Genomic DNA, 13,589 nt, shown 5'->3' with positions numbered 1-13,589 from the left:
CGCAGGGCACGCCAGCGCGCGGCATGCATGAGGGGTAAACAGCATCGCATGACTTGCGTTACGACGTTTTTTGCATGCATGGCACGATCTCCTTGACGGCTTGGACTCCTCAAGGAAACTGAATCGCTGCCATGCATGCACATGCAGCGGGCAGTGCCGCCGGGCCGGGCTGGATCAAGCGCTGGCTGCCGGTGCAGCGCTGACCGGGATGCCCGTGTCGCCAGATCAGGCGGCCATCTCCTTCGCCAGCGCGTTGCGGCGTCCGGTTTCGCTGCCGGTGAGCGCGAAGCCCTGCAAACGGCCGTTGTCGTCGAGGTGCAGCGCGCAGATTCCGGCCTCGCCGCATTCGATCTTCCAGCTACCCGCCGCGCCGATTCTCGGCGGCAGCGCCGCGACCGGGTGCGCCGGAGTTTTCACCATCACCGGCATCGCCGGATAAACCACCGCCGTCGGTGTACCGGCGAGGGTGGCAGCGAGCGCGTGCGCCTGCACCATCAGCGGCTGCACGTAGGGCAGGTTGAGGCCTTCGACCTCGGCGCAGTCGCCCATTGCGTAAACGTTCGCCGCGCCGGTTTCGAGCAGGCCATTGGTCTGGATGCCGCGCCCGACCGGGATGCCGGCCGCCTGTGCCAGTTGGGTGCGGGGCCGCAGGCCGATTGCCGAGAGCACCGTATCGGCTTCGATGGTTTCGCCGTTGTCCAGTTCGACCCGGTAGCCGTTCGCGGTCTGCTCGACGCTCTTTCCGCTACGTCCGAAATGCCATCGCACGCCCAGTGCGGCGAGGGTGTCGGCCAGGCGCTGGCCGGCTTCGACCGGCAGCAGACGCTCCAGCGGCCAGCCGCCCAGATGCACCATGTCGACCGCGAAACCGGCGTGTACCAGATCGTTGGCGAACTCGCAGCCGATGAGGCCGCCGCCGAGTACGGCAATGCGCTGCTTGCCGTCGATGGCGCTGCGGAAGACGGCGTAATCGGCCCGGTCGTTCACCACCAGCACGCCGCCTGCCCCGCTGCCGGCGCAGCCATGCGGAAACGGGTCGGCGCCAAGAGCGAGCACCAGCTTGCCGTATTCCAGCTCGCCACCATCGGTGCGAATGTACTGTCTCTGCGTGTCGATCGCCGTCACGCGGGTGTGTGACAGCACCCGCGCATTCAGCTCGGCCGCCATCTTCTCCGCGCTGGCGCTTGCCAGGGTCGCTGCGGTCTTGCCGGTGGTGAACGCGTTCGACAGGTTGGGCTTGGAATAAAACGCCCCGTCGTCCGCGGTGACGAGCGTGACCGGCGTGACCGCGTCACGCTTGCGGATTTCCTTCAGCAGGGTGTAGCCGGCGAGACCGGAACCGACGATGACGATGGGGTGCATGGAGGCTCCTTGGTGAGGCCGCGCCAGGCGGCCTCTTCAGATTGACACGGATCAGGCGGCGGTCACTTCGGCCATTTCGAAATCCGCCTTCGAGACGCCGCAGTCCGGGCATTCCCAGCCTTCCGGCACGTCTTCCCAGCGGGTGCCGGGGGCGATGCCATGCTCCGGGTCGCCTTTTGATTCGTCATAGATGTAACCGCAAACGATGCATTGCCAAGCTTTCATGATGTGCCCTTTCAGTTGAATGATTTTCGAGTACTCGTTCAGGCGGTAATCGCGTCTTTCTGCGCCTGGTAGTGTTTTGCATGCTTCTCTTCGACCTTGGCCAGCGCGGCGAAGCGCTTGGCGGCCTTTTCGAGCACACTTTTGAACATCTCGGCATGCTCTTTCGATTCGGCGATCTGCTCGTCGATCTCGGCCACCGCGGCATCATGGCCTTCCTGCATCGCTTCGTGGCGGAACTTCGGATACATCTCGGTGTACTCGTAGGTTTCGCCCTCGATCGCGTACTGCAGGCACTTGGCCGGGGTCATGGTTTCGGCGGCGAAGAGCAGCTCGGCGTGGCCGAAGGCGTGCTGCATCTCCTGTGCGGCGGTGTCCTCGAACACCTTGGCGGTCGCTTCGTCGCCGGCCTTGCGGCACTGGCGGGCGAACCACAGATACTTGATGTGGGCCATCGACTCGCCGGCGAAGGCGGCTTCGAGGTTCTGGATGGTGGGGGACTGGGTATTCTGCATGGTCGGCTCCTGGCGGGTTGTGTGCGATGTCAATCAGTACGTAGGCAATGTTAGAGATCATCAATACATTGATCCAACGGATAATCTGAATATGATCGATTGAAAACATCAATCATTGTTTTTCGGGCCCGTGCTGTGCAACACTTCGCCATCCTTTCATCATCCAAGGAACCCGCCATGCGCATCCTGCTCCCCGCCGTCCTGCTCTCCCTGAGCGCCCTCCCCGCCGCTGCCGCGTCACCCGTCATGCAGCCCGGCCTGTACGACATTTCCGTGCAAATGGTGATGAAGGGCATGCCGATGCAGATGCCGGTGATGACGTTCCGGCACTGCATCACCGCGCAGGACGTCGTGGACGGCAATGCCTACGCCAGCAGTCAGAACAGTAAGGACTGCAAGATCAGCAATCTCAAGCAAAGCGGCAATGCGGTCAGCTATGACTTTTCCTGCACTGTCGATGGCGGTCGCAGCATGGTGGGCCATTCCACCGGCACCCACCATGCCACGGGTTACGACATCACGATGAACGGGCGCTTCGAGCCGGCCATGGAAGGTCTCACTGAATTCAACCAGAAGATGGGCGCCAAGCGGCTCGGCCCCTGCAAGTAAACGGGGGCAGGCAGCCGCGACCGGGAGCCGGCCGGATTTTGATAACCGGAACCCTGGATTTTTGATTGGAGTGGCCACAGGTTTTTCATTCTTCGCTGCCGCGTTGAAACGAAAAACGGCTGCGACTGGATGCCTGGCGCTGCGCGCGCTACCCGTGGTGGCATGCGACTCGTGCCGGATACTTGCTGCCACGAACTGCCTTGAAGCAATCCCCCTGGAAGCCAGACCGGCCACCCCGACTGAGCTTCGTCGCAGCAAGTGTCTACAAAACCGGGGGCATCCGCGAACGAAGATTAAAGGATTAAAGGGGCTCTGAGGTTTCCCCGCGAATCACACAGCCATAGCGCGATTGATTGCGACGGGGAGAGCGACGGCCGGCAACGGAGCAGTGGGCAACTCAACGCGTGGTGAGGGCGCTCCTACTTACACGGCAGGAACCGGACCGTCGTTTCCAGCTCGGTCAGCACCTGGGCCAGAGCGCGGACCGTTTCGTCTACGTCCTCGGGCGTCGTGAACTTACTCAGGGAGAAGCGCACGGCGCAGTGGGCGTCGACGTCGCTCCGGCCCATGGCCAGCAGCACGTGCGTCGGCTCGGGAGAGCCGGACTTGCACGCGGAGCCCGACGAGAGCGAGATCCCGTGCTGGTCGAGGGCGACGACCAGCGACTCGCCGCGGAGACCGGGCAACGTCAGGTTCAAGGTATTCGGCAGGCGGGCGGTGGGGTGGCCGTTACGCATCGCCGCCGGCACCAGGGTCCGAATGCCTGCTTCGAGCCGATCACGGCAGCGCGTGAGGGTCTCCGCGTCGCGCACGGCCAGTCGGCCCAGCTCCGCTGCTTTCCCGAATCCGACGATTGCGGGAACGTTCTCCGTCCCTGCCCGGAGGCCGCTCTCCTGCTTGCCGCCGTGGATCAGCGGCTCGAGTCGGACGCCTTTCCGCACGTAGAGCGCACCGATCCCCTTCGGGCCGTGAAGCTTGTGGGCCGACAGGCTGAGCAGGTCGACGCCCAGCTCCTCGACGTTCACGTCGATCTTCCCTGCCGCCTGCACGGCATCTGTATGGAACGTGACCCCACGCTCGTGCGCCACCGCGCACAACTCCGCAATGGGCTGGATGGTGCCCACCTCGTTGTTGGCCATCATCAAGGACACGAGGATCGTGTCGTCGCGCAGCGCCCGGCGCAGATCGTCGGGGGCGATCATGCCGTCCCCGCTCACCGGGAGATAGGTGACCTCGTACCCCTGGCGCTCGAGGAAGCGACAGGTCTGGAGCACGGCTGGATGCTCGATGGTGCTGGTGATGAGGTGCTTGCCTTCGCCGCTGCGGGCGAACGCGGTGCCTTTGATGGCGAGGTTATCCGCTTCCGACCCGCAGCCTGTGAACAGGATGCGGCGGGGACGCGTGTGGAGCAGTGCGGCCACCTGCCCCCGCGCCTTGTCCACCGCCTCGTGAGCCTCTCGCCCGGCCCCGTGGATGCTCGATGGGTTCCCGTACGCGGCGTCGAGGAAGGGGAGCATCGCCTCGCGTACCGCATCGGCAATGCGCGTGGTGGCGTTGTTGTCGAGATAGATCCGTCGGACCGGAGGCGACGACTTCGCGGTCTGCACCACCACCGAGCCGCACGCGGCGGCCGGATCGGCCTGTTTGGCGTGCCGGGTCGCCGCGGTGCCCGCCTCGAGCTTGACCACGTCACAGAGCAGCGCCTTGTACACCGGGAATCCTGAGATCTCGTCGTAGTTCCCGAGGTCCGTCAGCTCGTTCACGTTCCACTCGCGCCACGCCGTGGGTCCTACCGGGCCGCCGCCGCCCATGTTGCACTCGACGGCGCCCGCCACGATGTCGCGCGTGACTTTGGCCCGGAACGGGACTGCGCCTCGCGGTGTGCGTACTTCTACGAGGTCGCCGTTCGCGATGCCACGCTGCTCCGCATCCAGGACGTTAAGCTCGACGGTGGGCTCGAGGTTGTCCTTCACCAGACCGCGGATCCCGTGGTGCTGCGAGCGGAAATCGGTGTGGGGACGCGCGCCGGAGTTGAAAACGAGCGGGTATCGAGTGGCCTGCTGCGGATCGGCGCGTGGGCCTTCGGTGGGTTCGATGTACTTGGGGAGCGGCTCGTAGCCGTACTCTTCCAGCGTGGTGGACCAGATCTCGAACTTGCCCGTAGGAGTATCGAACCCCGGTTTTCCGTCGGTGCGCAGGCCACCCTTCTCCCACTTCTTGTACTCCATCATCGGCGTCGAGAGCTTCACCCAGCCGCCCGCGGCCTTCACGTCCTCGAGGGTGTAGCCCGAACCCTCGAGCGTGAAGCGGACCAGCGCCTCCTCGGTCTGCGGGTACAGGTGACCGTAGCCGAGCCGGTCCGCCAGCTCCGCCATGATGAGGTAGTCGTTGCGCGCCTCGCCCACCGGCTCGATCATCTTCTCCCGCAGGCGGAAGATCGGGCCGTAGGTCATGTACGAGTCGATCTCGAACATGGTGGTGGCGGGGAGCACGACGTCGGCGTACGCCGAGTCGGCGGTGAGCTGCCGGTCGATGCAGACCAGGAAATCCAGCTGGGAGAGCGTCTCGCGCCAGATGGGCGTCTGCGGCCAGGACGTGAGCAGCGACGCACCGTGCACGATGAGCCCGCGCGTTCGGTAGGGGTCGCCCTTCAGCACGGACTGCACCAGGCCGCTGGCATGCGATTCACCCCGGTAGTTGGAGTAGACCGGAAACTTCTGGCGCGCGATCGCGAGGTCAAGATCGGGATTCGGCTGGTTGCACGAGCGGTTGATGGGGAAGTGGGTGTCGAGCATCGCGAGCCCGATCCCGCCCGGCACGTCCAGATGGCCCGCGAGCGCGAACAGCATCTGCACTCCGCGAATGGCCTGGATGCCGCTGTTCGAGTATTCGAGCCCGGTGTACATGACCGGGCAGGCGCCGGTGGCTTGCGCGATTCGCCGCGCCAGCGAGCGCACGGTGTCGGCCGGCACGCCGGTGATCTCTTCGACCACGTCTGGCTGAAAGTGCTGCGCGTAGGTGCGCAGCTCGTCGAACCCGTGGCACCAGCGCTCGGCGAACGGTTCGTCGTACAGCTCCTCGTCGAGCATCACCTCGATCACGCCCAGGGCCAGCGCACCATCCGTTCCGGGACGGATCGGGATCCACTCGGCGCCGGTGCGCTTGGCAGTGTCCGTGTATCGCGGGTCGATCACGATGATCTTGGCACCGCGCCTGGCGGCGGCTTCCAGCCGGTGCATATCGAGCGGCGGAGAATCGGTCGCCGGGTTCGCGCCCCACACCACGAGCAGCTCGGCGTTCTCCATGTCGGCGAACATGTTGATGAGCATGCGGCCCATCGTGACGTGCGGGGCGATCATCGCGAACGACACGTAGCAGAGCGCGCCGACGCCCATCGTGTTGGGCGAGCCGAACGGAAACAGCACGTTGGTGGCGGAAGAGACCGCAACGTCCCTGGGCTGGAACATGTCGCAGAGTGACAGCTCGAACGCGCCTCGGCCCGTGTAGATCGAGACTGCCTCGGGCCCGGACTCGGACTTGATGCGGTTGAGATTCTCGACGATCAGCTCGTACGCCTCGTCCCACGAGATGCGCTCAAACTTGTGCGAACCTTTCGGGCCGATGCGCTTCATGGGGTATTGCAATCGGTGCTCGGAATGGACGATCTCGGGAGCGTGCGATCCGCGCCGGCAGATCATGCCGAGCGGGTGTCCTGTGTCCGGCTTGATGTCTACGAGCTGCCCGTCCCGGACACCCACCTCCACCCAACATCCTGCGGGACAGATACCGCAGATCCCCTTAGCCCACGTCACCGAGGTGTCGGGCGCGGCGTTTTCGTCTTTGTGCGTGGTGATCGAAGGCGGCGGCAAGTCCATCCCGAGGCTCCTTGGCGCAAGAGGTGGCCGATGGGAGCACCCAGCGGTACGAAGAGAATGCGCGCTGGACGCAGGCCCGGTCGTGTGAGCGGACAAGACTCCACGGCCTGTCGGCCGTCACGTGAGTTGAGAACGCGGTGGCGGGTGAAGTATAGGAAGGCCGTACTCAAAAACCAAATGCAACATTTATGGAAGAATGGGTAGTCTTCTTCGCCGAAGAAACAGGGTTCGCGATTAAGCGCTTCATCAAGCGCCTGGCAAGAGTACGCATCCCCCAATCGTCATGACCGATGCCGGATTTCGCAACACATGGTTTCGACTGATCGCAGCGCAAGGCTGGCAATGGCTGGGGCGGGTGCGTAACCGCGATTTCGTGCGCAAGACCGAGGCGGAAGACTGGCAACCCGCAAAGCTTCTGTATCAACAAGCGTGTACCGTAGCAGCAGATTTGGGCGCGTTTGAAACCGTACGAAACAGTCCGCTCAAGTGCCGTCTGATTCTGGTCAGGCATGCGCCCAAAGGCCGCAAACATCGCTACGCCAGCGGCAAGGTAAAGAACAACAGCACTGCCCGGAAAATCGCATCCCGCTACCGTGAGCCCTGGCTGTTGAGCAGCGCCCCGAGCCTTGGACATTTAAGCGCTGAGGCTGTGATCAGACTCTATACCCAGCGCATGCGCATTGAGGAGGCGTTTCGTGACACGAAGAATGCCGTCTTGGGTGCGGGATTGGCGTTGTCGCGTAGCCATGGACAGCAGCGTTTGCAAGCACTGCTCCCGATCGGTCATATCGCGCAAGTGGCTAAACGACTGATCGGTGAGGCCCCAAAGAGCGCGCAACTGTATCTGCAATTGACGAGCACATGCCGTAAAGGCCGGGCGGAACTATCGGTGATGATGCTGGCAAAGCGCGTGATCGATTCGCCCACGTTGTTGCGAAAACTCAAAAGCGCTTGGCCAGGCTGGCATGTGCTGCGAAGTCAGGCGAGTGCCGCAATCAATGCGCTATGGCTGTGTGATTCGTGGGGAAACCTCAGGGCCCGGCCCCTTTGATTCCGGGGTTGAGTTCAATGTATCGCTGGCAAGCAAGCAGGTAGGTTTCGGCCTGGACCAGTGAGGACTTGTAGCGGCTGTCCCACAAGGTGTTCTGCTCGTCGGCGAACGGCAAGCCACGCGTAATGGAAACGGCATCCGGATTGGCCCCTTCACCTCCCACATTAACCGCTCGGCGGACAACGTGACTGCTCGTGTTACGAAGCCGTACCCCTCATGACCATCCGCGATGCTTTTGAGGCCATTCAACCAGTCCCGTTCATTCCTGATCATGGATTCACGATCATGGTCGGATGTACCCGTACTCAAGCCACTTCCCTTCCGGTCAAATACTCCGCATTCAGACAACGCGTGTACGCCAGCGCCGCAGCGCCGCTTCCGCCCGCGCCATGCTGACATAGAACGTGGGCGTGATGTAAAGCGTGAGGAACTGCGAAAAGAACAGGCCGCCGACCACGGCAATACCGAGCGGACGACGTGCCTCGCCACCCGCGCCGAAGCCGATGGCGATCGGCAGGGTGGCAAAGATGGCGGCAAAGGTGGTCATCATGATCGGCCGCAGGCGCACCAGGCAGGCCTCGACGATGGCATCCTCGGCACTCAGTCCGGCGCGCTGCCGGGCCAGCGCGAAGTCGATCATCATGATGCCGTTCTTTTTCACCAGACCGACCAGCAGGATGATGCCGACGAAACTGAAAATATTGAGTTCGTTATTGGTCAGCAGCAGCACCAGCAACGCGCCGAACCCAGCCAGCGGCAGCGCGGTGAGGATGGTCAGGGGATGGCCGAGATGCTCGTACAGCACCGCCAGCACCATGTAGATGATGACCACGGTGAACAGCAGCAACAAGGGCAGCTGGACGGTCGATTCCTGAAACTTCTGGGCGGCGCCGGTGAATTCCAGTGCCACCTCGGACGGCACGACTTCGCTGGCGGCATCGTATGCCGCGGCCAGCGCGGCATCGAGCGAAGCGCCCGGGGTGAGATTGAACGACAGGGTGACCGCCGGCTGCTGGCCGTAGTGATAGACCGCGACCGGGCCCACGCCCGGATCGACCCGGGCCACGGCATCCAGCCGCGTGATTTCCCCCGCCGCCGTTTTCAAGGGCAGCTGGCCGATGACCGCCGGATCCAGCTGCGCTTCGGGCAGCGCCTTGACGCTCACCTCGTACTGATCGCTCGTACCGTAGATTTCGCTGATGCGGCGTCCGCCCAGCGCGTCGTACAGTGCTTGCTGGACCTGCTGGGAGGTGATGCCGAGCCGGGCGGCTTCCAGCGAATCGAGCGTGACGCGCAGTTCGGGGTTGCGCAGTTCGAGATTGCTGTCGACGTCCTCGATCTGGGGGAGTGCTTCCAGCCGCTTTTCGACCTCGGCCGACGCCGTTTTCAGTGCCTCGAAATCGCCCGAGGTGAGCGTCAGCTGGTAATCGCTGCTGGAGGACAGCGCACCGACATTGATCGATGCGGGGTTCTGCAGAGTGACGTTGACGCCGCTGACTTTACGCGTGATCGCGCGTAGTTCGTCGATCACCTCATCCGCGCTTTTGCGCGTGCCGCGCGGGGCCAGCCGTATCACCAGGCGTCCGATGTTGCCGCCGGTCACCCCGCCGCCACCCTGACCGGCGCTCGACATCAGGCCTTCGACCGCCGGGTGCTTCTGCACGAGCGCGGCGAGTGTCTGCTGGCGCTTACTCAGCTCGTCGAACGGAATACCTTCCGGATACTGCACGCTGGCAAAAATCATCCCCGAGTCGACGCGCGGAATGAACCCCTGCTTGACGTGACCGGCCAGCCACACCATCGCAGCAAGCACGACGACCGAGAGCAGCAACATGCCCCCCCGGTGGCGCATCGAGGCGCGCAGGGTGTCTCCGTAGAAATCGCGGAAGCGATTGAAGCCGCCATCGAACAGGCGCGACAGACGGTTGTCGAGCGGCTGGTTGACCAGCCCCCGCGCGCACAGCATCGGCGTGAGCGTCAGCGCCACCACGCCGGAAAGCAGCACGGCGACGCCGATGCTGACTGCGAATTCCTGGAACAGCCGCCCGATCATGCCGCCCATAAAGAGGATGGGCAGGAAGACGGCAGCAAGCGAGAGCGTCATCGACAGCACGGTGAAGCCGATCTCCTGCGCGCCGTCGAGCGCAGCCTGCATGCGCGATTTACCCATTTCAAGATGGCGCGAGATGTTCTCGATGACCACCACCGCGTCGTCGACAACGAAGCCGATCGCCAGCGTGATCGCCATCAGGCTCAGGTTGTTGAGGCTGTAGCCCAGCAGCTGCATGAAGGCAAAGGTCCCCAGCAGCGAGCTGGGCAGCACCAGCGCCGCGATCAGCGTCGCACGCAGGTTGTGCAGGAAGGCGAAGATGACGAGGATCACCAGCCCCAGTGCGAGCAGCAGCGTGAAATTCACCTCGTGCAGCGAATCCTTGACGAAGCGCGAGCGGTCGAAATGGACCTGCAGGCGAATGCCGTCTGGCAGTTCCGCCTCGATCTGCGGCAGCATCGCGCGAATGCGGTCGGCAACCGCGACCGTGTTCGCCCCCGGCTGGCGCTGTACCGCCAGCACGATGGCGCGGGTGCCGTTGTACCAGGTCTTGCGCTTGTCGTTCTCGACGCCATCCTCGGCCCGGCCAAGGTCTTTCACCCGTAGCGCGGTGCCGTCGTGATAGGCGACGACGATATCGCCGAAGTCCGCCGCATTGGCCAGCGCCACCGGCGCTTTCACCGTATAGGCGCGGCTGGCCCCGTCGAGCGCGCCGGACGGCAGATTGGCATTGGCATCCTGTACCGCCTGGATCACGTCGGCAAAAGTCAGTCCGCGTTGCTGCAGCCTGGCGGGATCGAGATACAGGCGCAGCGCGTATTTCTGCGAGCCGAACACCAGCACCTGCGCCACGCCGGACAGACCGGACAGCTTTTGCGCCACGCGCGAATCGGCGATGGCGTCGAGTTCGGTCAAGGGCAGGCGTTCGGCCGACAGGGCCAGATACATGATGGGCGAATCGGCCGGGTTGATCTTCCTCAGCTGGGGCGGGTCCATGCCTTGCGGCAGGTTGCGCGCCGCCTGCGCGAGGGCGGTCTGCACGTCCTGCGCGGCGGCATCGATATCGCGCCCGAGCTCGAACTGCAGCGTGATGCTGGTCGAGCCCTGGCCCGACTGCGAGCTCATCGACTCGATTCCCGCCACGGTCGCCAGTTGCCGCTCCAGCGGCGTCGCCACGGTGTTGGCCATGGTCCCGGGATTGGCGCCGGGCAAGGAGGCGCTGATACGCAAGGTCGGGAAATCCACCTGCGGCAGATCGTTCACCGGCAGCTGACTGTAGGCGATCGCGCCGAACAGCGCCATTGCCAGCACCAGCATCAGCGTGGCGACCGGGCGCTCGATGAAGATCCGCGACAGATTCATTGCTGCGTGCCTTCGAGCCTGACCTTGCTGCCCGCCTTGAGGCGTTGCGGAATCTCGATCAGCACCGGCTCGCCGGCACGCAGTTCACCTTCGACCACCTCCTCGCCGTCGAGACTGCGCGTCACGCTCACCGGTTGCACCACGGCCTTGCCGCCGCGTACCACATAGACATACGTGCCGTCCTGCGCGTGCTGCAGCGCGGCTTCCGGTACCACTTTGGCGTTCGGCTCGACCCCCAGCAGCAGACGCACCCGCACGCCCTGCCCCGACAGCAGGCTGGCCGGCGTCCCGGCCAGCCGCACTTTGACCGGTACCGCACCGGTAGTGGCATCGATCTGCGAATCGACAAACACGAGTTCGCCCCGCGCCTGTGCGATGCGGTCCGCATCCCGGAACACCCTGGCCGTCACCTTGCCGTGCGTACGTGCGGCCGCAAGATCGGGCCAGTCCTGCTGCGACACGCTGGCCCGCACGTCAAGCGTACCGGGCGCCAGGATCGTCGTGAGCGGCGTCCCGCCCGCCTGCACCAGCGTGCCGGGGCGTACGGCGATGCGTCCGACGCGCCCGTCGATCGGAGCACGAATCTGTCCGTAGGCCACATCCAGTTGCGCCGCCTCCAGTTCGGCGCGCGCGGTACCGGCGCGCGCACGGGCGGATTCCAGCGCCAGTTGGGCATCGGCAAACTCCTGATGGCTGATATAACCCGATTCCATCAGCGGGCTGAGGCGATCGAGTTTCAGAACGGCATCGGCCGTTTCGGCGCGGGCACCGTCCAGCGTGGCCTGGCTTTGTGCGATACGCGCCTGCGCCGGACGGGTATCCAGGGTAAAAAGTACCTGCCCCGCACGCACGGCGTCGCCTTCCTGCACCTGCTGGCGCAGCACGGTGCCGCCGGTCTGGGCGACGATGGCGACCTGCTGCGCTGCCTCCAGCGTACCGGGCAGATCGATCACCCGTGGAAAGTCGCGCACCGCCACCGGGACCGTCCTGACGCTGAGTGCGCGATCGCCGCCGCCCTTCTTGTCGCCTGTCGTCGATTGCTGGATACGATAGGCCACCCCCACAATCAATCCAAGTGCGACGACGATCAACAGGATGCGTAATTTCATGGCGGGCTCGCAGAAGAGACGACGGGCAGGCGGCCCAGCGCGTAGTTCAAACGGGAAAATGCCGCCAGCCAATCGCTGTCGGCCTGGGCCTGCGCCTGCTGCGCGCGCGCCAGATCGGCCTGGGCGGTCAGCCATTCGAGCAGGCTGCCGACGCCGGTCTTGTAGCGCGCTTCGGCTGCCTGCACCGATTCGCTGGCGCTGTCGAACTGCGCCCCCACCCCTTCGCGCTGGGCTTGAGCCTGGCGCACATCGTAATAGGCTTCCGCCACCGCCAGCGCAACCTGGCTGCGCTGCGCCTCGGCATCGGCCTGCAGGCGTTCGGCGTCGCGCTCGGCGGCGCGTGCCTGCGCCGCCAGTCGCCCGCCATCGAACAGCGGTATCGTCACATTCATGCCGAGGCTATAGGTGGTCGACGGCGAGCGGTCGCTGTCCAAAAAAAGTGTGCGCCCGGTGTTGGCCGTCAGCGACAGACTCGGCCAGTAGGCCGCGCGTGCACGCTCGGCCTCGAAGTGGGCACTGGTCGCGGCAGCCAGCAGGGCTTGCAGATCGGGTCGATTGCGCTGCGCCTCCTGCAACAGATCGCCCAACAGGGTATTGGTCGCCAGGGGATCCGGCGGCACCGCCTGCCAGCCCAGTTCCAGCGTTTGCGTCTGGGCAATACCCGCAGCCTGTTTCAACGCGGCTTCCGCCTTGGCCCGGTCGCGCTCCGTAGCCTGGCGTGCCAGCTCGGCCTCAATCAGCGCAGCGCGTGCGCGCAACTGGTCGGCACGCGACGCCAGCCCACCCCGCAGCCGCGCATCGACGGCGTCGAGGCTGGCGCGCAGGGCAGTTTCCTGCTGGGTCTGGGCGGTGACCTGCGCACGCGCGGCCAGCAAGGCGAAATAAGTGGCCTCCACTTCGGCGACCGTATCCTGCAGGGTACGGTTGCCGGTCAGCAGGCTGGCGATGAGTTGATAGCGCTGGGCATCGATGCTGGCGGCACGCGCACCGAAGTCGACCAGCACATAGGCCAGACTGAGACTGGGGCCGTAGCGCTCGAGCGTGGGCACCTGCACGCCCGAGCTGGACAGTGCGCGGCTCTGGGTGAAACTCAATTGCCCCGTGAGCGTCGGCCAGTTGGCCGCGCTGGCGGCATCCAGCCGCGCCGCCTCGGCCTGGATGCCGAGCCAGGCCGCACGCGTCTCCGCGCGCTCGTGCAGTGCATGATCGGTCAGCGCGGCCAGGCTGGCAAAGCGCACGACACCGGTGGGCGCCGTGGGCGCCGCAGCCGGCAGGGACAATTCATCCGCTTGCGACCAGAAGGTACCGGGACGCTCGGGCAGGACGAGCGTGGACGCTTGGGCCCACGACGGCCACAGCACAAGCGATACGCACAAAAGAAGGCAATGCGGAACGGGTTTCAAGGTGCGGGGATTCTAAACGAGTCTCCGACCC

At 64.7% G+C, this 13,589-nt stretch carries 9 protein-coding genes; 2 read left to right on the top strand and 7 right to left on the bottom strand.

All coding sequences use genetic code 11. From position 1 onward, the window contains the following. Positions 1–225 precede the first annotated feature (225 nt). Genes ACZ41T_RS11755 through ACZ41T_RS11745 form a run of 3 tightly spaced genes read right to left on the bottom strand, consistent with a single transcriptional unit; the run spans position 226 to position 2,099 of the window. A complete protein-coding gene (locus ACZ41T_RS11755; protein ID WP_464921580.1) occupies positions 226–1,362 on the bottom strand; it encodes an FAD-dependent oxidoreductase in 1,137 nt (378 codons plus the stop codon). A gap of 51 nt (positions 1,363–1,413) precedes the next feature. Continuing rightward, positions 1,414–1,587, bottom strand: coding sequence for a rubredoxin (locus tag ACZ41T_RS11750; RefSeq protein WP_464921579.1), 174 nt, complete (start codon positions 1,585–1,587; stop codon positions 1,414–1,416). Between the two features lie 38 nt (positions 1,588–1,625). Beyond that, entirely contained in the window at positions 1,626–2,099 is a 474-nt protein-coding gene (locus tag ACZ41T_RS11745; RefSeq protein ID WP_464921578.1) for a rubrerythrin family protein, read from the bottom strand. A gap of 177 nt (positions 2,100–2,276) precedes the next feature. Between ACZ41T_RS11745 and ACZ41T_RS11740 the strand changes: the two genes are divergently transcribed. Beyond that, entirely contained in the window at positions 2,277–2,708 is a 432-nt protein-coding gene (locus ACZ41T_RS11740; protein WP_464921577.1) for a DUF3617 domain-containing protein, read from the top strand. Positions 2,709–3,127: 419 nt separating this feature from the next. Here the strand turns inward: ACZ41T_RS11740 and ACZ41T_RS11735 are convergent, their stop codons facing one another. Beyond that, on the bottom strand, positions 3,128–6,583 hold the full coding sequence (locus ACZ41T_RS11735) for an IscS subfamily cysteine desulfurase (RefSeq protein WP_464921576.1): 3,456 nt from the start codon (positions 6,581–6,583) through the stop codon (positions 3,128–3,130). A 283-nt stretch (positions 6,584–6,866) separates the two neighbouring features. Here ACZ41T_RS11735 and ACZ41T_RS11730 point away from each other — a divergent pair, with 283 nt between their 5' ends. Then, the gene (locus ACZ41T_RS11730) at positions 6,867–7,634 is read left to right on the top strand and encodes a transposase (protein WP_464921575.1); all 768 of its coding nucleotides are present in this window, start codon (positions 6,867–6,869) and stop codon (positions 7,632–7,634) included. A gap of 340 nt (positions 7,635–7,974) precedes the next feature. On the opposite strand, the gene ACZ41T_RS11725 is transcribed toward ACZ41T_RS11730, so the two are convergent. The 3 genes from ACZ41T_RS11725 to ACZ41T_RS11715 are packed head-to-tail and all read right to left on the bottom strand — an operon-like array spanning position 7,975 to position 13,531. Continuing rightward, a complete protein-coding gene (locus ACZ41T_RS11725; protein ID WP_464921574.1) occupies positions 7,975–11,046 on the bottom strand; it encodes an efflux RND transporter permease subunit in 3,072 nt (1,023 codons plus the stop codon). Beyond that, positions 11,043–12,155, bottom strand: a complete 1,113-nt coding sequence (locus ACZ41T_RS11720; RefSeq protein WP_464921573.1) for an efflux RND transporter periplasmic adaptor subunit — start codon at positions 12,153–12,155, stop codon at positions 11,043–11,045. Before ACZ41T_RS11720 ends, ACZ41T_RS11725 begins: the two co-directional genes overlap by 4 nt. Then, positions 12,152–13,531 (bottom strand): TolC family protein, encoded by a 1,380-nt coding sequence (locus ACZ41T_RS11715; protein ID WP_464921572.1) that lies wholly within the window; start codon positions 13,529–13,531, stop codon positions 12,152–12,154. The genes ACZ41T_RS11720 and ACZ41T_RS11715 overlap by 4 nt, the downstream gene beginning before the upstream one ends. Positions 13,532–13,589: the final 58 nt, after the last annotated feature.

The organism is Thiobacillus thiophilus (assembly GCF_055378705.1).
This window is presented reverse-complemented; position numbering and strand designations above follow the sequence as displayed.